Annotated in this window: 22 protein-coding genes and 1 tRNA gene; 6 read left to right on the top strand and 17 right to left on the bottom strand. The window is 45.5% G+C overall.

The features are described from left to right. The first annotated feature begins 102 nt into the window (after positions 1-102). Positions 103-2,271, top strand: a complete 2,169-nt coding sequence (locus Nant_RS03360) for a 4Fe-4S binding protein (protein WP_082400042.1) — start codon at positions 103-105, stop codon at positions 2,269-2,271. Positions 2,272-2,302: 31 nt separating this feature from the next. On the opposite strand, the gene Nant_RS03355 is transcribed toward Nant_RS03360, so the two are convergent. The 9 genes from Nant_RS03355 to atpD are packed head-to-tail and all read right to left on the bottom strand — an operon-like array spanning position 2,303 to position 9,316. Then, the gene (locus Nant_RS03355) at positions 2,303-3,205 is read right to left on the bottom strand and encodes a F0F1 ATP synthase subunit gamma (protein WP_054340227.1); all 903 of its coding nucleotides are present in this window, start codon (positions 3,203-3,205) and stop codon (positions 2,303-2,305) included. A gap of 12 nt (positions 3,206-3,217) precedes the next feature. Continuing rightward, the gene (locus tag Nant_RS03350) at positions 3,218-4,819 is read right to left on the bottom strand and encodes an alternate F1F0 ATPase, F1 subunit alpha (protein WP_054340226.1); all 1,602 of its coding nucleotides are present in this window, start codon (positions 4,817-4,819) and stop codon (positions 3,218-3,220) included. Next, the gene (locus Nant_RS03345; protein WP_076496033.1) at positions 4,816-5,733 is read right to left on the bottom strand and encodes a F0F1 ATP synthase subunit B family protein; all 918 of its coding nucleotides are present in this window, start codon (positions 5,731-5,733) and stop codon (positions 4,816-4,818) included. The genes Nant_RS03350 and Nant_RS03345 overlap by 4 nt, the downstream gene beginning before the upstream one ends. Before the next feature lies 1 nt (position 5,734). Beyond that, positions 5,735-6,016 carry a F0F1 ATP synthase subunit C gene (locus Nant_RS03340; protein WP_054340225.1) on the bottom strand — a complete coding sequence of 94 codons (282 nt, stop codon included), beginning with the start codon at positions 6,014-6,016 and terminating at the stop codon, positions 5,735-5,737. A 14-nt stretch (positions 6,017-6,030) separates the two neighbouring features. Further along, a complete protein-coding gene (locus Nant_RS03335; RefSeq protein ID WP_054340224.1) occupies positions 6,031-6,723 on the bottom strand; it encodes a F0F1 ATP synthase subunit A in 693 nt (230 codons plus the stop codon). Beyond that, entirely contained in the window at positions 6,714-7,064 is a 351-nt protein-coding gene (locus tag Nant_RS21870) for an N-ATPase subunit AtpR (protein WP_420798923.1), read from the bottom strand. The genes Nant_RS03335 and Nant_RS21870 overlap by 10 nt, the downstream gene beginning before the upstream one ends. Positions 7,065-7,095: 31 nt before the next feature. Next, entirely contained in the window at positions 7,096-7,443 is a 348-nt protein-coding gene (locus Nant_RS03325) for an AtpZ/AtpI family protein (RefSeq protein WP_054340223.1), read from the bottom strand. 42 nt (positions 7,444-7,485) lie between these two features. Beyond that, entirely contained in the window at positions 7,486-7,890 is a 405-nt protein-coding gene (locus Nant_RS03320; RefSeq protein ID WP_054340222.1) for a F0F1 ATP synthase subunit epsilon, read from the bottom strand. Next, entirely contained in the window at positions 7,865-9,316 is a 1,452-nt protein-coding gene (gene atpD / locus Nant_RS03315) for a F0F1 ATP synthase subunit beta (protein ID WP_054340221.1), read from the bottom strand. The genes Nant_RS03320 and atpD overlap by 26 nt, the downstream gene beginning before the upstream one ends. A gap of 537 nt (positions 9,317-9,853) precedes the next feature. Between atpD and Nant_RS03310 the strand changes: the two genes are divergently transcribed. Both Nant_RS03310 and Nant_RS03305 read left to right on the top strand, forming a co-directional pair. Beyond that, the gene (locus Nant_RS03310) at positions 9,854-11,464 is read left to right on the top strand and encodes a diguanylate cyclase domain-containing protein (protein ID WP_054340220.1); all 1,611 of its coding nucleotides are present in this window, start codon (positions 9,854-9,856) and stop codon (positions 11,462-11,464) included. Positions 11,465-11,478: 14 nt separating this feature from the next. Continuing rightward, complete coding sequence (locus Nant_RS03305; protein WP_054340219.1) at positions 11,479-12,609, top strand: hypothetical protein; 1,131 nt, start codon at positions 11,479-11,481, stop codon at positions 12,607-12,609. 20 nt (positions 12,610-12,629) lie between these two features. Here Nant_RS03305 and Nant_RS03300 read toward each other — a convergent pair whose 3' ends face one another. From Nant_RS03300 to Nant_RS03295, 3 genes are read right to left on the bottom strand one after another with little or no spacing between them, the layout of a single operon-like run. Next, on the bottom strand, positions 12,630-13,082 hold the full coding sequence (locus tag Nant_RS03300; RefSeq protein ID WP_054340218.1) for an OmpP1/FadL family transporter: 453 nt from the start codon (positions 13,080-13,082) through the stop codon (positions 12,630-12,632). Then, positions 13,079-13,168, bottom strand: a complete 90-nt coding sequence (locus Nant_RS21660) for a hypothetical protein (RefSeq protein ID WP_274378313.1) — start codon at positions 13,166-13,168, stop codon at positions 13,079-13,081. Before Nant_RS21660 ends, Nant_RS03300 begins: the two co-directional genes overlap by 4 nt. 15 nt (positions 13,169-13,183) lie before the next feature. Continuing rightward, positions 13,184-13,561 (bottom strand): F0F1 ATP synthase subunit beta, encoded by a 378-nt coding sequence (locus Nant_RS03295; protein WP_054340217.1) that lies wholly within the window; start codon positions 13,559-13,561, stop codon positions 13,184-13,186. Between the two features lie 226 nt (positions 13,562-13,787). Here Nant_RS03295 and Nant_RS03290 point away from each other — a divergent pair, with 226 nt between their 5' ends. The 3 genes from Nant_RS03290 (at position 13,788) to ggt (ending at position 16,674) form a co-directional block, all read left to right on the top strand. Further along, positions 13,788-14,348 (top strand): DJ-1/PfpI family protein, encoded by a 561-nt coding sequence (locus tag Nant_RS03290; protein ID WP_054340216.1) that lies wholly within the window; start codon positions 13,788-13,790, stop codon positions 14,346-14,348. 176 nt (positions 14,349-14,524) lie between these two features. Beyond that, positions 14,525-14,824, top strand: coding sequence for a ribbon-helix-helix domain-containing protein (locus tag Nant_RS03285; RefSeq protein ID WP_054340215.1), 300 nt, complete (start codon positions 14,525-14,527; stop codon positions 14,822-14,824). Between the two features lie 164 nt (positions 14,825-14,988). Then, complete coding sequence (gene ggt / locus Nant_RS03280) at positions 14,989-16,674, top strand: gamma-glutamyltransferase (RefSeq protein ID WP_238377063.1); 1,686 nt, start codon at positions 14,989-14,991, stop codon at positions 16,672-16,674. Between the two features lie 101 nt (positions 16,675-16,775). Here the strand turns inward: ggt and Nant_RS03275 are convergent. The 5 genes from Nant_RS03275 to pheS form a co-directional block, all read right to left on the bottom strand. Continuing rightward, positions 16,776-16,852: transfer RNA gene (locus Nant_RS03275), tRNA-Pro, on the bottom strand. Positions 16,853-17,143: 291 nt separating this feature from the next. Then, entirely contained in the window at positions 17,144-17,503 is a 360-nt protein-coding gene (locus Nant_RS03270; protein WP_054340213.1) for a MerR family transcriptional regulator, read from the bottom strand. After that, positions 17,475-17,786, bottom strand: coding sequence for an integration host factor subunit alpha (ihfA, locus tag Nant_RS03265; RefSeq protein WP_054340212.1), 312 nt, complete (start codon positions 17,784-17,786; stop codon positions 17,475-17,477). The genes Nant_RS03270 and ihfA overlap by 29 nt, the downstream gene beginning before the upstream one ends. Before the next feature lie 18 nt (positions 17,787-17,804). Next, positions 17,805-20,195, bottom strand: a complete 2,391-nt coding sequence (gene pheT, locus Nant_RS03260; protein ID WP_054340211.1) for a phenylalanine--tRNA ligase subunit beta — start codon at positions 20,193-20,195, stop codon at positions 17,805-17,807. A gap of 58 nt (positions 20,196-20,253) precedes the next feature. Beyond that, positions 20,254-21,237, bottom strand: a complete 984-nt coding sequence (pheS, locus tag Nant_RS03255) for a phenylalanine--tRNA ligase subunit alpha (protein WP_054340210.1) — start codon at positions 21,235-21,237, stop codon at positions 20,254-20,256. Positions 21,238-21,408: the final 171 nt, after the last annotated feature.

Below are 21,408 nucleotides of genomic sequence, written 5' to 3'. Positions count from 1 at the left end.
CCCATCCTTCGGGTCATTGTTCCAGACGCCATTCCAGTTCAAATTATTCTGTAGATATCGAGAATCATTAGCACGTGGAATAAGTGACGGAATAAGAGACGAATGAGGTTTTTCAAGCAACTGCAAACCTATTGCAATTTACCCATTTCACTAACAGCACTGTGCATACTAGTGGCGCAGGTAATACTCTGTACTCAGCTGCTGTTTACGGCTCACGTTGCTCATGCGACAACGATATACGATAAAACTACACTGCCGATTAAAACCTTGTTTCCAAAAGCCACACGCATCGATAACAAACAAAATGGCCTGCCTGTTTACCCTGTCTATCAACTAGATCAACTTCTCGGCTACGCCTGGCTCTCTAATGAGATAAATAATCTGCCGGGTTTTTCGGGCCGCCCTATTTCGCTGTTGATTGGACTGAAAGCCGATGGAGTTTTTAGCAAGGTTATTGTCATTGAACATCATGAACCTGTCTTTTTACATGGCCTTGGTAACGAAGCACTGGACCAGTTTGTCGATCAATATACAGGGCACTCGATTACAGAACAGGTCATTATATCCAGCGCGCAAAAGAGTAAATCGTCCACCAATTCGGCAGGCGCTGTTTTCTTTGATGGCGTAACTAAAGCGACCATCTCCGTCATGATTGTCAATGATGTAGTACTCGCTACAGCCCTTCAGGTAGCACGCGACAAACTGGATGGATTCACTCTGCCGGCGCAATCAGCATTGCGCAATAAAAGTACTGAAACCATGGACTGGTCAACGCTGTTATCCACCGGACTGGTTCACAAATGGCACGTTTCCAGTGAGGTGGTTTTCACTAAACTCGGGCGTAAGTACGCTGACTATAGTCACTTATTCAATTCAGACGGCAATTTAGCCGACAACAAAGACACCTTTATAGACCTGTATTACGCGTATTTAAACGCCCCGGATATCGGCCAGAATTTACTGGGTGAGGAAACCTATAAAAAACTGATGGCCAATCTTCCCCCTGGCGATCATCTTCTATGGATTGGCTCAAATGGACTTTATCCGCATATTCCAGATGATTTCATGCCAGGCACAGTACCCAGCCGCATATCATTGCATCAGGGAGGGCTCAATACAGAAATCAAAGACACCAATGCCTCCGACGACGAAAAAACATTAACAATCGCCAACGCACCAGCCATTGCCGAGAGTTCTATTTTTCGTATCAAAGGGATATCAAATTTCAACTTAGGCGGTGTTGTCGACATAGGGCTGAATATCAACCTGCCACGTAACCACCTCTCGACTGACTCGTTATCGCTAACGGATCACTACCAGCTACCCGATTCTGAATGGATTGCTGTGATCGTAGAACAACAGGCCAACACGCCGCTTTGGATCAGAATCTGGCAAGATCGCATTCCTCAGATTCTTATATTACTGACATCTCTGGTTATTCTGACGGTCGTTTTCATCAAGCAAGAAGAGTTCAGCCGATATGCGGTACGGTTCCATCAGTTCCGCTGGGGCTACCTTTGGTTCACGCTGCTGTTTACCGGCTATTACGCTCAGGGGCAGCTGTCCGTCGTTAATATTTTCACGCTACTGCATTCGATACGTGATGGCTTTAATATCAGTATTTTCTTACTCGACCCCGTTATTTTCATTCTTTGGGTCTTCACCTTTGTCAGCCTGTTCATCTGGGGAAGAGGCTTATTCTGCGGCTGGTTATGTCCCTTTGGGGCTCTTCAGGAGATGGCTTCATGGTGTGGTAAAAAGCTTGGAATAAAACAAGTGCGTATTCCTGATCCGCTGCATCGAAAACTCATTTATCTAAAATATCCACTACTCCTGGGACTGATCGGCGTTTCTTTTTACGAACTGACGCTGGCGGAAAGGCTGGCAGAAGTCGAACCGTTTAAAACCAGTATTACACTGGTCTTCGATAGGCACTGGCCGTTTGTATTGTATGCCATCGCATTATTAGCGGGCGGTATGTTTATTCACAAATTTTACTGCCGTTATGCGTGCCCTTTAGGTGCAGGGCTCGCCATTATTGGCGCTTTACGACGTTTCGAGTGGCTCAAACGCATCCCTTTTTGTGGCTCTCCCTGCCAAACCTGCCATCACCGCTGTGAAATCAAAGCGATAAAACGCGATGGTGATATCGACTATAATGAGTGCGTTCAATGCTTGGAATGTATCGTGATTTTAAACAGCGAAGACCAATGCGCTGATACATTATTAAAACGTAAAAAAGACAATAAGATAGCTGCATTAAATACCTAAGGTGCCGACATTGAGTACCTAGAATAAATACCTAGAAAGGCTTGCCGTGAGAAACACCGCCAAGCGCTTCAAAGCCGGACACGACGTCGAATAACTCTTCATCAATGCTGCTCTGACGTAAACGATGGTAGGACTGATTCAGGCTTTGCAGTAACTCTTCAATGTTTTTCTCCGCACGCTGCATCGCCGTTAAACGACTGGCGTTTTCGCTGGCTAATGATTCGGTACAGGCTCTGAAAAGAGACACGAATAGATACTCGCGAACTAATGCACTTAACATCTCTTCTGTATGATTCAAAATTTCTGGCAGGCTGTGTGTTGGCCAGGGAATAGCCGCCAGACTCTCCTGCCAGCTAGCGTCGAGCGGCAATAGTCGTTGGTACATTGGCGTATAATTGGCGTTCGTTTTAGGGCAGTTATAAAACAGATACACCTGTGAAATGTTACCTTTCTCACGCTGCGTTTCTATCTCCACCAGGATTCGCCCAATCAAAGGAGTAATAGCCCCCGTTGAATTGGGTAACAAAAATCGTGATCCTTCCTCTACATCGCTCCCTGTTACGCGTGATTGAATACGCTCCCCTACTGGCCAAATAATTTTCCGCCCGGGCAATGCCTCCAGAGTATTGATAGCAAACTCAGCTATTACATCATTAAATTGGCCCACTAACCCCTGATCTGAGCCAAATACAACAGCAGCAATCACCCCGCTACCTTTGTGTTGAGGCTGAGCTGAAACGGAAATAAATTCGCGCTGATGAAAGCACGCCGCCAAGCCTAACTGCACCGTTCTGAAATAGTTATCGGAGGCACTCACTGCCTGTTCATACTGGTTAATGTTAGATGCCGCCATTGCCTTCATTGTTCGTACTACGGCCTTAAGGTCGGCGGCATTATTTAGCTTACGATTCAGACTGGCTATCGTATTACTCATGAGCATTACTCATTAGGATTGCTCATCTGACACGTCGTCCCGGGAACTGTCATTGGCACTGGCAGGTTCGGATTCAAATGATGATTCAGACTGAAAAGCGGCGAGTGCATGCTGTGCAATCAGCATAATCACCTCTCTATCGTCATCACTTAACTGTTCGGTCGTATCAAAGCGAGCACATACCTGCTCAGGTATATCCATTGCGGCATCCCGAACGGCCTGTTCAGCCGCCTGCATTTGGTTAAGCGGAACGCTATCAAATAACTTTTCCGCTAATGCTATTAACACTGATATTTGCGCCGCTACCGAAACAGGTGAAAACGCGGCTTGCTTTAAACAGGCACGAATACGCTGGCCATGCTCGATAACCTTACGCGAGCTATCATCCAATCGGGCGCCAAATCGGGCAAACGTCTCTAACTCTTCAAATTGCACGTACGCGAGCTTAAGGTCGCCAGCCACAATACGATAAGCAGAACGTTGTGCCTTACCACCCACACGTGACACAGATTTCCCAACATCAACGGCCGGAAGCACTCCTAATTCAAACAAAGATGGCGACAAGTAAATCTGCCCATCCGTAATTGAGATCAGGTTAGTCGGAATATAAGCCGATATATTCTGCGCCTCTGTCTCGATAATCGGCAAAGCCGTTAGTGAACCGCCACCCTGGTGTTTATTCAGATGCGTAGCACGTTCCAGCAGGCGTGAATGAATATAAAAAATATCACCCGGAAACGCTTCACGACCAGGAGGTCTGCGTAACAATAAGGAGAGCTCTCGATAAGCACGGGCATGATGGGTGAGATCGTCGTATACGATCAGCACATCACGCCCCGCTTGCATAAAATATTCACCAATACTGGTCGCTGCGTAAGGCGCTATGTAAGCCAACCCTGGGGGATCATTACCCTCAGCCACCATCACAAGCGTGTATTCCATCGCACCCTTTTGTTTCAAAACAGCTAAGGTTTTTGCGACTGAGGAAGCACGCTGACCTATTGCACAGTAAATGCAGATAACACCCTGCCCGCGTTGATTAAGGATGGTATCGATAGCGATGGCTGTTTTACCGGTTTGCCTATCGCCCAAAATAAGCTCACGCTGACCTCGCCCGATAGGAATCAGTGCATCAATAACTTTGATACCTGTTTGTAAGGGTACTGTGACGGGCGCACGGTCCATAATGGGCGCAGCGCGACGCTCAATGGGTAACCGCTGGCTGGCCAGAATAGCGCCTTTGTCATCAAGAGGACGGCCCAACGGATCAATAACCCGACCCAGTAACGCCTCGCCAACCGCTACATCCATTACCCGCCCTGTGCGCATAACGTCATCGCCCGCGTGTAGCCGCCAGTATTCTCCCAGCAATACCACGCCGATATCATCCTCATCCACATTGAAGGCGATACCATAAACTCCATCCTTGAATTCCAACAATTCATCAGCACCCACACCCGGTAATCCAGAGACCATGGCTATCCCTGTTGATACGCTAATAATGGTACCGATTTCCTGCAAGATCAGTTGAGCGTCAACCTGTGCGCACCCTTGCCCTATCCGCACAAAGGCGTTTTCAAAAGCATCATGCAACGTGTCAGGCGGCGTGCTCATTCTGATTTTCCAGCTATAGGGTTATCAGCTACGGACTTCTCTGATATTTGAGAACCTGATAATTGAGAGCCTGGTACTTGAGAGCCTGAAACGGCGTCCATCGTGTGAGTACTCATCTTTGCATCTGGCGCATCAGTCCATAGAGCACTCACACTCTTTTCCAAAGTGTCGACATAATCATTGATACTCCAGACAATTTTTCGTCCGTTAGCGATCATTTCAATGCCACTTATCAGCGCCTGCGTTGTTTCAAAACGGATGGAAAAGTCACTTGGCTTATTTGCATCAGATACTAGTTTATGCAGAATTTCCTGTATTGCGCCTTTCTGCTCCGCCGTAAGCTCAAAGGTGCTGCGTACAAGAACGCTATCGTGCGAGATTTTCAGGGTATGGTTATGAGTAAACGCATCGGTAAATGTTTTAAGAGGCTCATCCAAGGATGCTAATTTTTTCGTAAATACCTCAACCATGCGCGCTTCCAGCTCTATTCCCGCCAAATCACTCAATACTTTTCGTGAGATAGCGAACACCTCTTCGCGCGTCATACGGCTAATATCAGCACGAATAGCCTGTTGCTCTTGTTGCAACGCGCTACGCCGTTTTTCAGACAGCGCATCTGCTAGCTTCCGGGCCTCATCCATAAGCGTCTGACCTTGCTTCTTTGCCTCCTCAATAGAGTCTTGCATCAATACGGCGCGCTGCTGTTCAAATTCCGCATTTTTCCGAACATAATCGTCGCGTTCTTCAAGCGCTTCCGCCTTTTTCATATCGGCACCGGCGAGTGTTGCTGCAATTTTCTTCTCTCTGGAATCAATAGCATCGAGGATGGGGCGATAGAGAAAACGTTTAAGCAACCACACCAGAATCAGAAAATTCAGCGTTTGCGCACCGACAGTAAACCAGTCAACCAGCATATTACTGTCCTGCGGCTTGCGCCAGATAGTAGTTCCAGAAAGGGTTGGCAAACAACAGAATCATAGAGACCACAAAACAATAAATAGCGGTTGATTCGATCATCGCCAAGCCAACAAACAGTGTCCGGGTGATAGTGGCAGAGGCGTCCGGCTGCTGCGCCAACGCAGCCAATGCAGCAGAAACAGATCGCCCTTCTGCCAAAGCGGGGGCCATAGTGCCGAAGCCGGTGGTAATGCCCGCAATGATAATGGAGATCATTGCTATATAAGTCATGCTGTCCATCGTATTTCCTTATCTTAATGCTGTGATTGAAGGGGCTGAGCCTTCCCTGTACGGGTAGCTGCCGCGATATAAACAGTAGCCAGAATAAAAAATATATACGCTTGCACCATTCCGGTTAGTAACCCCAGAGCCGTCATAACAACCGGAAACACGAAGGGAGTAATCGCCAACAAGATACCCATAATCATTGCGCCACTCATCATGTTGCCGAATAATCGAACCGCCAATGCCAGGGTTCTTGATACTTCACTAATAAGATTAAACGGCAACATAATAATGGTCGGAGACAAATAGGATTTCAGATAGCCAGCAAGACCTTGCTCCTGAATGCCAAATAAAGGAACAGCGACAAACACACATAACGCCAGAGCAGCGGTTGTTGATAACGAGCCTGTCGGCGCTTCATAACCGGGCAAAATCGTACATAAACTCGCTATCGCAACAAAAAGAAAAAGTGTTCCCAAAAAGCCGATATATTTCTTAGGATGATGCAAACCTACGTCTTCGATTTGCTGCGTAATGGCTGTAACAATGATCTCCAAAAGATTTTGCCAACGTGAACGCTCAATTTCGCCTGACAGTTTTCGAGTGATCCATATTGAGCTGACACTGAGTAGCAGCATCAATCCCCAAGTATATACAATCGTAGCATTCAGCTTTATAAAGCCAAGCTGCCAAAAAATAATTTCATCAGGGCTCATATGCATGGAGGGGAGCCTTCTGACGATTCTTGTGACAATGATTGTGATGGTGCTTGCGAGGATGAGTGTGAGGATGCATGTGAGGATGCATGTGAGGAAAGACGCGTCAGTCTTATCACCATAAAGCGCGCCATGATAAAACCCAGCAGGCATATGAATAACCGCAGCAAATCAGCATTTGCCACCCAATAAATACCTGGTAGCACAATACCCATCCTCAGTATAAGGCTACCCAAAAACCACCATACAGGGTGCTTAGATATAACGCCCTTATGTACAGTCCACCATAAGCCTCCAAAAAAAATACTACCGAGTAAACCTCCCATTAACAGAACCACAAAAAACATAATTACCTGGGAGATCGACATGTTAACTATTTCATTCATTATGGTGTTCATCATCTACCTCCGAGTCATCCCGCATCGCCTGATCTTCTTTGGAAATCCAGTGCCATGCGTTGAAACAGCCGAGCGTTAATCCAGCCATCAGAAGTGCCAACGTCCAGGAATGCTTACCCACCTGATGGCTGTCTAACCACAGACCCAGCCCTGTTCCCAGTAACGTCGGTATCACTATCGACCAACCAATCAGCCCAAACATACCTAAACCAAACCATACCCCAGCCCTTGCGTTACGCCGTGCTTTTACTTTACGTGCGGCCTTTACACCTACTCGTCTGGCAAACTCCTCACTGTTTTTTTCACGCTTGCCGGAATCATCATTCATATCTTTAACAGGCTATTCAGCAACAGACGTTTTAAGTGCGGCCTATTCATGGTCAACACCCGCGACGCGACGTAAAAAACCCGTTTCCAGTTTTACCATCGTCGAGCGTAGACTTTTCTCCTCTTCATCTAACGTCAAAAACTCCTGCTGTATCAGATCATGCAATGCGCTTAACTCTTTTCCGATCACCGCACGATGCACAGAGACAATCACATCAAATCCAGTTTTGACCAACACACCCTCATCCACCGCGATAAATACTTCTCCACCCGCGGCTGTTTCATAACTCAGAATGCCAGGTACAAGCGCCGCCACGCAGTCGAGACGATGCGGCAAGAATCCAAAGGCACCGTCGCAGGTCTCAACAACCATGTGCAATATGCCGGTTTGCTCTATAAAAAGCTGAGAGGGAAGAAGTACCTTAAGATTGATGCTTGCTACTGCCATGTTCGGCCTCCGATGACTGCATCATAGTCGCATGTTGAACCGGTTTTTTAGCTTCATTAATCGAACCTATCATATACAGCGCACTCTCTGGATAATCTTTAAATTCATCCCGCAAAATCCGTTCACAGCCGTCCAACGAGTCTTTAAGTGTGACCAGCTTTCCTTTGTTGCCACTAAATTGCTCAGTAGTAAAAAAAGGTTGTGTCATAAAGCGCTCCAGACGGCGGGCCCGCGCTACCAGGTTACGATCTAGCAGCGATAACTGCTCCAAGCCAAGCATCGCAATAATATCTTTAAGCTCTGCATATTGAGCGAGCGTGCGTCTTATCTCTTGTGCCAACGCATAATGGCGCTCGCCCACAATACCGGGTGTTGTCATACGCGAACTCGATTGCAGCGGATCGATAGCGGGATAAAACCCCTCACTGGCACGCTGACGCGACAGAACAATAGAGGCAGAGAGATGAGAAAACGTGTGTACCGCAGCGGGGTCAGTAAAATCATCGGCAGGAACATATACTGCCTGAATCGAGGTGATTGCCCCCGTGTCGGTATTAGCGATGCGCTCTTCTAATTCAGATAACTCGGTTCCCATGGTCGGTTGATAACCCATGCGCGAGGGCATTTGCCCCATTAATCCCGATATTTCTGATCCGGCCTGAATAAACCGGAATATATTATCGATGAGCAACAATACATCACGATGCTCATCGTCACGAAAATACTCAGCCATGGTCAACGCAACATGGCCTACACGAAAACGACTACCGGGCGGTTCATTCATCTGGCCAAAAACCATGACCATATTAGGTAGCACACCGGCGGCCTTCATTTCACGGTATAGCTCCTCTCCTTCACGGGAGCGCTCGCCAATACCGCAAAATATACTCACACCTTCGTGGTGCCCTATCATGTTGTGAATCATTTCAGTCAGCAACACTGTTTTACCGACACCGGCCCCTCCGAAGAGCCCGGACTTTCCACCTCGCTCAAGCGGCATAAGCACATCAATAATTTTAATACCCGTTTCAAATATCTCGGACTGGGTCGAGCGTATTGCCAAGGACGGAGGAGCCTGATTAACAGAGCGCCACTGCACATTATTAAGCGCACCTTGGTTATCAATCGTGTTACCGAACACGTCGAACATCCGTGATCGAATCCCTTTACCTACCGGCGCTTGCAATGGCCCACCGGTATCCTGCACCAGCATTCCTCTGGCAAGTCCTTGTGTTGGAGTTAATGCTATACCCCTTACACTATTCACATCGTGCTGATCCAACACCTCGATAACGATCTGATGCTGATCTCCGGCACGTAATAATGAATGAATGGGGGGTAACTTTTTGTCAAAACGAATATCCACAACACTACCGCGAACGGCAATAATCCTGCCTGTATTCATTACGCCTGCCGGAATGTCCATATGCCTTACTAATCTACGCTCAACTTAATGATTATTCTGTTTATTTACTATTACATAGTCAGCAAAACAAAACATGATCGGCAACGCGCCGCATCACTCATAAATAGCTTAAAAAACATCAAAATTTTTTAATCATCTTGAGTGCTTTCACTTAAACACTTTAGCGTGAGCATTGCCGCGGGGTAATATGAGGCAACAAGAGGCGGCCTGAACAAGACGGTTTTTATGGGAGGCGACTCTTTACCAATAATGGATTCAAGATACCACCAACGACTTAAGGACTGGATCCAACGTTTTCACGGTGTTTCCACCAATTATCTACCTCACTATCTTGGCTGGTTTCGATGGTTCGATCATTATCTATCAAAAAACAATCAACCTTATGATTTTATGGCGGATTTTATGATGGCAGAACGTTTTCAACATTTAGCGGGAACATAGCCGGGAATTATGGTATTTTTTGTTTAAATTATTACACTAATAGCAAGGTCATCCTAATATAATGTCATTATATCCTCATGTAATGTGGCGCTGATCATGCGTTTATTAACATCAATACCTGCTGGAAAAAGACATCACCTAAAATATATCTTGTTCTGTCTTTGCCTTCTATTACTACCTTTAACTGCTTTTTCTCAGCAACAATTTGAAGGTGAATGGTATCAAGTCAATGCCTCATGGGGTTTTTCTGAAGCTGTTACACATCAAATTGAGACTCCCGTTCTCACTGGCGGGAATTTTGTTTTTCAAGCCAGTTTTGATGTTTTAGACGCTAATCAAGCACGGGTAATTGATTTCAAAAATGCCAGTGTTCTTGGTTATTTTCATCACTATATTACAGACAGTTCAGGCAAGCTTGTTGCTGAGTTTGATGGCGGAATTCAATCAAAAACTGTGTCCCTCTTTTTTATGCGCCATGGTCGTGAATTTACATTGCCTCCAGGTAATTATCAGCTAACTACGTTATTAAGCTCACCCTATTTTATTGCTGAGCCACAACCTTACTGGGACACCTTAAGTCATTATCGACAAGCGATTAAATGGGGTAATTTCATCGGGCTCGTCAGCATTGGCATATTGTTAAGCTTAGGTGTTTACTATGCCATTTTGGCATATGTTAGAAAACGTACCGCGGAAATCATGTACACCACTTTTATCTGGATGAATGTTATTTTCAGTTGTACAAGCATGTTGATTACGCCAGACCTATTCGGCTTACACTGGTTTTACTTGGCTGGCGCACCATTGTTACTTAGTAATATGGCTTACGTGTTATTTGCTAAAAGTTTATTACAAATACGTCAGCATACGCATCCCAAATTAGATCGTTTGGCACTGCTCATTCTGATAGCACTTGGCGTGTTGTTACTGATTGCCTTATTGAACAAGAATTGGATTTTAGAATGTGCTAGGTTGGGGGTTGGATTGATGATGAGCTACGGATTAATTGCCGCCCTATACAGAGCTTATGAAGGCTACAAAATCGCCTATTTCTACCTAATTGCCGTCTTTGCTTTTTTTATCATCGGATCGATTGCCATATCGAGCAGTGATCTAGATGGTATCTATACGATATATGTCGAGCATATTGGCTTATTGGCGGTAACAACTGAAGTATTGTTAATCGGTTTGGTATTAGGTTATCAATTTGCTCAAATTTACCGTGAAAAAGAGCATAACCTGCGTATGATTGAGCATAGTTTACAAATTGCTCACCACGACTCACTCACAGGCTTACCTAACCGTTACGCCTTGGATCTTGCACTCACAAAACTCGATAAGAATGCCATGCTGATGCTCTTGGATATGGATAACTTAAAAATGTGTAACGACTTATTCGGTCACCAAAAGGGTGATGAATTGCTACAAATGTTTGCCAAAGTCATGTCTAAAAAACTGGGTGATTATGGCGTGTTACACCGAATGGGGGGGGATGAATTTGTTGTAACAAGTGCAGACGCTAACTTTGCCGATAACATAAAAAAATCAATTTCAGAAACAATGCAGCACATGCAACTGAATGGGTTTGAAAAAGCAGGGATAAGTTTTGGCTTATCTTTTATGAATGAGGCTCGCGATGCTGATGAACTACTTTCACTTGCCGATAACAGAATGTATCAACACAAACGACGTGAACATATTCACTAACGGCTCATGGAGTTATGTCAAAACTTATATTCCCAGTATTACTTGCTTTAATATTGCCGCTTATTACTAGCTGGTTTGCCTATCCGCTAACACATCTTCCTCCTGAATTTGGCGCCTTCCCACCCGTATATGTCGCAGATGCCCCCGGCTTTAATCTAATCATTTTTTGTATTATTGCCTTTGCTGAACTACTCATCGCGGCTATATATCTGTTCCCAGACAAGTTCGGCTTTAAAAAAGTCACGCCAGAACCGACATCCATCCCTGTCGCTTTACCTATCTGGTTCTGGATAGGTCTTGTGGTTACCTTATTTTTTTGGTGGCTAATGTGGACACGAGAAACGCCATTTGGCAATTTAGTCTATTATGCTTTTACGCCCATGTGGTGGGGATTTATCTTTGTACTGGATGGTTTAGTCTATCGCTACTCACATAAGCAATCTTTATTCGCTACTAAACGCAAAACCTTTATTATCACTGCCTTAGTATCTCTTGCTGGCTGGTATCTGTTTGAATATTTTAACTATTTTGCTTTAGGTAATTGGTATTACCCAAATAGCACTATGCCCGAGCTGTCTCACGAAACCATTGTGATCATTTTCTTACTGGCTTACACCACTGTCTGGCCAGCTATTTTCGAATGGTATTCATTACTTAATACCTGCCAAAGCTTGGTAAGTCGTTACGCTCAAGGCATTAAGATCTTTTTGAGTGGTAATCTATTAATTGCACTTGGCTTGATATTGATCACCCTCATGGTGTTCTGGCCTTACCCCTTATTTTGGGTATTATGGATTGGTCCATTGCTGGTGTTCGCTGGAATATTAATTCGTTTATCTATCTGGTCACCCTTCAGTGAAATAGCTCAAGGCAACTGGTCACCTGCTTTACTCATGGCGTTATCTGCCATGGTAAATGGATTCTTTTGGGAGTTTTGGAACTATGGCAGTGCTCATCCTGTAACGCCAGTTACGAACCCTAATTACTGGGTTTACGATATCCCCTACATCAACGTGATTCACCTTTTTTCCGAGATGCCATTACTTGGCTATATGGGCTATATGCCATTTGGCATACTTGCTTGGGTGATATTTATCTGGGCAGGCAAGGTATTTAAATTTGATACTCACCTTTTGAGTAAATAAAAGCTATAGATATGGTAAACCTACCACTGTCGGCTCACCATCATATGTAACCAGATTGCCTCATTTCGTAGCTGGGAATTTTCACCAAAAGGTAATTCATAATTGGTGTAATCGACTTTCTTACGAACGTCATATTCAATACCTGCGAACACGGTCCATAGTGGACTAAATTGATAGCCAGCACCAAAAGTGAGTTGATGCTCAAAGATACCGGCAAGAGTAGGATTATTATTCTGGGCAGGTATTGGGTTTTTACCATAATTGTAACCAGCATAAATCGTGGTCTTATCTGAATAGCTGTAGGCTATGCCCGTAGCGAGAACCCATTGGTCATTCCAATCCATTGTTGTTGTAGATTGAATATCAGCAACAGCTGAACTATCTGGACTTTTTGCAGTTAACACCACGTTTTTCATGGCATCTGACCAGTTTATCCAGTTCAACTCCATAGCCAGTAACCATTTATCATTCATTTGATAAGCAGCACTGTTTTACCGACACCGGCCCCTCCGAAGAGCCCGGACTTTCCACCTCGCTCAAGCGGCATAAGCACATCAATAATTTTAATGCCCGTTTAAAATATCTCGGATTGGGTCGAACGTCTCACCAATGATGGAGGGTCCTGATTAACAGAGCGCCACTGCACATCATTGAGCGCCCCTTGGTTATCAATCGTGTTGCCGAGCACATCGAACATCCGTGATCGAATCCCTTTACCTACCGGCGCTTGCAATGGCCCACCGGTATCCTGCACCAGCATTCCTCTGGCAAGCCCTTGTGTCGGGGTTAACGCAATACCTCTGACACTATGCACATCGTGTTGGTCCAACACCTCGATAACGATCTGCTGCTGATCTCCGGCACGCAATAATGAATGAATGGGGGGCAATTTTTTATCAAACCGAATATCCACGACACTACCGCGAACGGCAAGAATCCTGCCTGTATTCATTACGCCTGTCGGAATAAATAGCTTAAAAAAACCTCAAATTTTTTAAGCAGCTTGAATGCTTTTACTTAAACACTTTAGCGTGAGCATTGCAGCTGGGCCATAAGAGGCAACAACAAAGCTAATAATAAAAAAGAGGGTAGTAGTCAGCTACTACCTGCCCGAAGAAGTAACGGCTTACTATGATTCAAATGTAATAAAAACCATGCGAAAAAATAAGAGGTGTGTCATGAGTCATGTTCTGATAATTACCGGCGACTTTGTAGAAGATTACGAAAACATGGTGCCTTTCCAATGCCTGCAGGCAATGGGCCATCAAGTCACTGCGGTATGCCCTGATAAAGCCGCGGGCGATACGATTAAAACCGCCATTCACGACTTTGAAGGAGACCAGACTTACACTGAAAAACCCGGCCACAACTTCACACTTAATGGTACTTTTGCCGAGATAAATCCAGCCGACTTCGATGCCTTGCTGATCCCCGGAGGACGTGCGCCAGAATATTTACGCTTAAATCCAAGCGTGATTAGTATGGTGCAGCACTTTGCCAACCAGAATAAACCCATTGCCGCGGTGTGCCATGGCGCGCAACTGTTAGCCGCCGCTAACGTTCTGAAAGGCAAAAAGTGTTCTGCCTATCCCGCTTGTGCGCCTGAAGTCACTCTTGCAGGAGGCGAGTTTGCAGATATCCCTGTTGATAGCGCCATTACCGATGGCAACTTAGTAACCGCACCCGCCTGGCCTGCTCATCCCGAATGGTTGAAACAGTTCAATCAGTTACTTTCTTAACACCATATAAAACAGTGCCCGAATTCTTTTGAATACTGGCACTTTTTTCTATTCTGCTCTATTACAGACACTTTTATATACACAGTCTTTACACACAAACACTTTAAACTCGATATCTCACTAGCCTTGCTTTTTAGCGCAACAATGCGCTATTTTTAGACTAAAAGGGGGATATCATGTGTGAACTTTATTCAGGTACGGAAGCAGCCTTGTTTGAAATAAAAACCCGCTCCATCCGCCTTGATGGCCACGTCACGAGCATTCGTCTGGAAGCCGTATTCTGGCAAATTCTTAATCAGATAGCAGAAGAAGCAAACCTGAAGCTCTCCACATTTCTGACACGCGTCTACCATGAACGCCTGGACGCTACCGGCGACATCAGTAATTTTAGTTCGCTATTACGCGTAGCTTGCACCACCTACCTGAATAATCAGCAAAGAATTGCCCTTAAAAGCGCGTTAACTGAAGCGATGTAACCTGACGGAACATTTCGAAAGCGCGCCTTTACTTACCCCAGTACTTTAACAACATGAACCTTTTCCCAAGGTTAAACGATATTAGCTTTTTATTGGATTAATTTATGACTCTGAAACTAGCCTCTGAAAGACAATGGACATCACACCCGCTGCAAGTTCTTGTGATGACTACGGCTCTCATAATCAGCCCCGTATATGCTCAGAACATTATCGAAGGAGAGCGCAACCAACCGGTCGAAGCTCGGCAAGGCATGGTTGCCACTAGCCATCATTTAGCAACGGAAGTCGCACTTAACGTATTAAAAAATGGCGGCAATGCTATTGATGCCGCCGTTACTGCAGGCTTTGCACTGGCTGTTACGCAACCCCGATCAGGAAATATTGGCGGTGGTGGTTTTATGCTGGTTTCCCGGGAAAAAACGAATGATGTCGTCGCTATCGATTACCGTGAAAAAGCCCCTAAAGCAGCCTATGAAAAAATGTTTCAGGACGATGACGGCAATGTCGTTCAAGAACGCAGTCGCTTTTCTCACCTCTCGGCCGGTGTACCCGGCACTGTTGCAGGTTTTGCGTTAGCACTCGAAAAATACGGCACCATTAGTTTGCCGCAGGCATTAGCGCCTGCTATTAAGCTTGCTAATGATGGCTTCGAAGTACCGGCACGTTTTACTAAAGGACTGGAAGCCACGAAAGACCGACTGCAAAAATGGCCTTCCACCCTCGAAGTATTCTATAAAGCCGATGGCAGCGCTTATCAGCCGGGTGAAGTCTTTAAACAGCCGGATCTGGCTGCAACCTTACAGCGCATCTCTGATCTAGGCGTTAAGGGCTTCTATGAAGGTGAAACAGCACGATTGATCGTCGACGATATGCGCAAGCATGACGGCATGATCACCGCACAAGACTTGAAGGATTACCAGCCGCAAATCCGCGAACCCGTTAAAGGTAGCTACCGGGGCTATGATGTTTATTCTATGTCTCCGCCCAGTTCCGGTGGTACTCATGTGGTACAGATTCTAAATATCCTTGAAGGATATCCAATCGGGGAATATGGCCATAACTCAGCCAAAACGATCCACCTGATGGCAGAAGCAATGAAGTATGCTTATGCTGATCGCTCTGAATATCTGGGTGATAGTGACTTTGTCAAAGTACCGGTGAAAGGCCTAACCAATAAAGACTACGCTGCCCACATTCGCACGCTAATTGACCCTGATAAAGCAAAAGCCAGTAAAGATATTAAGCCTGGCGAGCCCACGTCCTACGAAAGTGATGAAACGACGCACTTCTCTATTGTCGATAAATGGGGTAATGCCGTCTCTAATACCTACACCATCAACTTCAGTTATGGTTCAGGTATTGTCGTGCCCGGAGCAGGTTTCATTCTCAACAATGAAATGGATGATTTCAGTTCAAAACCAGGCGTACCCAATGGCTACGGCTTAATTGGTGGTGACGCTAACAAAATAGAGCCTGAAAAACGCATGCTGAGTTCCATGTCACCGACGATAGTAAAGAAAGATGATAAAAATTTCATGATCACGGGCAGCCCGGGCGGTTCCCGCATTATCACTACTACCTTACAGGTAATAATGAATGTGATTGATCACGGCATGAATATTCAATCAGCCGTCGCGGCCTCTCGAATACACCATCAGTGGTTACCCGATGAAATTCGTATCGAAGAAGGCATAAGCCCTGATACAAAAACACTTTTAGAAGGCATGGGGCATACCCTCCATACAAAATCTTCGATGGGTGCCATTCAGAGCATTATGATTGGAGAAGACGGTACATTGTACGGTGCGGCTGATCCCCGACGTAGTACATCGTCAGCACAAGGTTACTAAACCACAGAAGCTATCGATAGGGTTGCCAGAGCAACTCTATCGATTTTTTACAGACAATAAAAAATCGCCCTATGGCGATTTCTTTAACTCTTTGGTTTTATTGGTCGGGACGGCAGGATTTGAACCTGCGACCCCTTCACCCCCAGCGAAGTGCGCTACCAGGCTGCGCTACGCCCCGACACATGACAAGATGATAAATCACCTTACCAAAGAGGCGGTAATACTAACCAAAGTATTTGAATATGTGAAGGTTTTTATTCACTACAGCCGCTTTTATTGTGTAATTTTTTCGTCTACGAAAAATAAGACTAAATATATAATGATTTACACAGCAGGTGCCAGTGAATTTAAGCGTCACAACCACCTGATTTTGCTTAATTTAGTACCAGATAATACGCTGATATTAGCTTTATAGAGGTGTTTTAATACTTTGCTGATAAGAAAGAAAACGCTGATGAAGGAGGTGAAATCAGCGCTTTTTGAGTGTAACCAGAATAGATTCCAGCTCACTAATGGTTTGACGTAACAGCTCTTTGTAACGGAAATTTTCATCGCTGCCTTGCTGGCTGGTGAACCAATGCTTAGCACCACTGATAGTATAACCCTGCTCATACAGCAAACTTTTTATCTGGCGTAATAACAATACTTCCTGCTGTTGATAATAACGCCGATTGTTACGCTTAACAGGGTTTATCTGTTCAAATTCCTGCTCCCAATATCTCAATACATGCGTTTTAATCTCACACAAAACGGACACTTCACCAATCGTGAAATATCGTTTATTGGGTATTGCTGGGAGATCAGGCTGTTTCAGATCGGGTGTCTGCATAAGCGTCTACGCGATCCTTTAGCTTTTGTCCTGGGCGAAAAGTAACGACCCTACGAGCAGAAATAGGCACTTCATCACCTGTCTTTGGATTACGACCCGGACGTTGGCGCTTATCGCGCAGATCAAAATTACCAAAACCTGATAATTTGACCTGCTCATTAGCTGCAAGACTTTCACGTATTTCATCAAAAAAGGATTCAACCATATCCTTGGCTTCACGCTTGTTCAGACCTAACTCATCATACAAACGTTCTGCCATGTCTGCCTTTGTTAAAGAACTCATGAACTCTACCTTTGCTATTTAATCTCTTAATGTTGCTCCAGCACCACTATTCAGGGCTGAAATCACAGACTGTACAGCTGTATTAATTTCGTCTTCATTAAGAGTGCGCGATGGATGCTGCCAGGTCAAGCCCAAAGCCAGACTTTTTCGTCCCACTTCAACACCTTGGCCCTGGTACACATCAAATAGAGTGATTTTTTTAAGGTACTCGCCTGCATTTTTCCCGGCAATATCACGAAGCGTTTCATAGTCTGTAGTCTCATCGACAATCAGCGCCAGATCACGTCTTGATTCAGGGAACTTCGACAGTTCAGAGAAACGTGCAATACGCCCTTGTAACAAGCTATCCAAGCGAAGCTCGAACAAATACACAGGACCGTTTACGTCTAATTTTTTAAGCAACGAAGGATGCAATGCACCCACATACCCTACGACTTCTCCCGCCCGTTCTATGCGTGCGGTTTGTCCAGGATGTAACGCGACATGTTTATCGGCAACAAAGGTGTATTGCTCGAGACAACCGCCTAAGCTCAATACTGCTTCGATATCTCTTTTAATGTCGTAGAAGTCTACCGATTGCGATTTACCCGTCCAGGATTCAGGGTCACGATTACCTGACAATAGACCTGACAATACATTTTCCTGAACCAAGTCATCGTTGATTGGCAAGAAACGCTGCCCTGTTTCAAACAACCGCACACGCGATTGCTGACGATTCTGATTATATTGCAAGGCTTTAACCAGACCTGGCCAAATGCTGGTACGCATCACCGCCATTTCGGCTGAGATAGGATTAGCCAATACCAACGCTTCGAATTGATCATCGAAGAGCTTTTGCAAACCTGCTTCAATAAAGCTGTAAGTAATAGCTTCCTGATAGCCTAATGAGATCAACGTGCGACGCAGATCATGCACCAAGACTTTAGATTCATCATTCGGTGTAAACGGCAATGCCAATGTCGGCAATTTGACCGGCAGGTTGTTGTATCCGAAAACACGTGCCAACTCTTCGATCAAATCCACTTCGATACTGATATCAAAGCGATAAGATGGAATAGCCACCGTCCAGCTCTGATCTGTTGCTGGCTCAATCTGCATACCTAAACGCGTCAGAATCTCTTCGATCTCGGCGGCCGGCATCTCAAAAGCCAGCATCGCATTGACTTTGCTATGACGCAGAGTAACCGTACGTGCTTTTGGTAAATGTTCATCACTCACCGCTTCGCTGACAGGACCCGCCTCTCCACCCGCTATATCGAGCAGTAGCTGTGTTGTACGTTCGATCGCTTGTTGCTGCAACTGCCAATCAACACCGCGTTCGTAACGGTGCGAGGCATCGGTATGTAATCCATAAGCGCGCGCTTTACCCGCAATAGCGATCTGATCAAAGAAGGCACATTCCAGAAAGATATCTTTGGATTCAGCAGTGACCCCCGTGGTTTTTCCACCGAAAATACCAGCCATCGCCACAGGGCCATTTTCATCGGCAATGATGAGTGTGTCTGACTGCAATACAACTTCGTTGCCATCCAATAGCGTTAGCTTTTCACCAGCGACGGGCATACGTACAGTAATACTGCCCTGTAGCTTGTTCAGATCAAACGCATGTAATGGCTGACCTAATTCAAGCAGGACATAGTTAGTAACATCGACAACCGGATCTATTGAACGAATACCTGAGCGACGTAACTTTTCAACCATCCATAAAGGCGATACCGCTTGCATATTGACGTTGCGAATAACGCGTCCCAAATAACGCGGGCACGCGGCTGGCGCATCTAACGTAACAGAAAAGGTATCATTAATTGTCGCAGCAACCGGCTGTATATCTACGAAAGTCACTGGCGCTTTATTGAGCACGCCAACTTCACGCGCTAAGCCTTTAATACTCAGGCAGTCGCCACGGTTAGGCGTCAGATCAACATCAATAATTTTATCATCTAAATTCAGATAGTCACGCAAACTAACACCCACGGGCGCATCTGCAGCCAACTCCATGATACCGTCATGATCATCAGAAAGACCCAACTCATCTTCGGCGCAAAGCATGCCAAAGGATTCAATCTGACGGAGTTTAGCTTTTTTGATTTTAAACTCACCGCCATCCGGTGTTGGCAGCATCGCTCCCACGGTGGCATAAGCTGTTTTCAAACCAGCACGCGCATTAGGTGCACCACAGACCACCTGATGAATATCGACACCATCAGACACCGTACACACCTGTAGCTTATCGGCATTAGGGTGCGGCTCGGCTGTGAGTATTTCACCCACAATCACACGCGAGAAATCACGCGCAACTGCTGCTACCTCATCGACTTCAAGGCCTGCCATCGTAATTTGATCGACCAGCGCCTGTGTATTGATGGCTGGATTTACCAGTTCACGTAACCATTTTTCACTGAATTTCATGCTGCTATCCCGAAAATCTTTATTTCACTGCTCTACAATTGAAAGTAACCGCTCAGAATCAGTTGAACTGACCCAGAAAACGCAGATCGTTTTCAAAGAAAAGACGTAAGTCATTTACGCCATATCGCAGCATTGCCAATCGCTCCACACCCATACCGAATGCAAATCCGGTATATTCTTCAGGATCGATTCCGGACATTTCAAATACTTTTGGGTGCACCATTCCGCAACCCAGAACTTCCAGCCATTTACCATCGCCACGATCAATATCGACTTCGATTGAGGGTTCAGTAAAAGGAAAATAGGATGGCCGGAAACGGACTTTCACATCGTCCTCAAAGAACTCACGTAAAAACTGCTCCAACGTGCCTTTGAGGTCAGCAAAACTGATGTTTTTATCAATCAGTAACCCTTCAACCTGATGAAACATAGGTGAATGCGTCTGATCATAATCGCAACGGTAAACACGGCCAGGACAAATAATACGAATCGGAGGCTGCTGAGTTTCCATGGTGCGAATCTGCACGCCGGACGTATGCGTACGCAGCAAAGTATTGGCATTAAAATAAAAGGTATCATGCATCGCGCGCGCAGGATGATGCGACGGTATGTTTAATGCTTCGAAGTTATGATAATCATCTTCAATTTCAGGACCTTCAGCAACGCTGTAACCGATACCTGCGAAGAATGCTTCGATGCGCTCCAGGGTTTTCGTCACCGGATGCAAACCACCCAGATTCTGACCGCGTCCCGGCAAGGTTACATCAATGGTCTCTGATGCTAATTTTGATTCCAGCGCCACTGCTTCCAGCGTCTCTTTACGCGCATTAAGCTGCTCTGAGACATGCTGAATCACTTCGTTAATTTTTGCACCCGCAAGTGGTCGCTCTTCAGCAGACAACTTACCTAAGCCTTTACGCAACGCCGTTAACGGGCCTTTTTTACCCAGGTAATCAACACGTACCTGATCCAGCTCCTGAACACTGCTGGCTGCTGTAACGGCAGCGACAGCCTGCTCAAGGAGACTTGTCATGTTTTCCATTTCCGGCTCCAATTGATTAGGAGGAAGAGGAGAGTTATCAACTCGAAATTAAGTTATTCTGCTGAATTGTTGCGACCAAAAGCATCAGCCCAAACTCAGCGCAATAACCGAAAAAATAGGGGAAGAGTTTGCACCCGTCCCCTATTTAAAATTACGCTGCTATCTCAATGA

The sequence above is a fragment of the Neptunomonas antarctica genome, from assembly GCF_001305295.1.
GTDB lineage: Bacteria > Pseudomonadota > Gammaproteobacteria > Pseudomonadales > Balneatricaceae > Neptunomonas > Neptunomonas antarctica.
The sequence above is the reverse complement of the archived record's forward strand: the minus strand, read 5'-3'. Positions and strand labels throughout refer to the sequence as shown.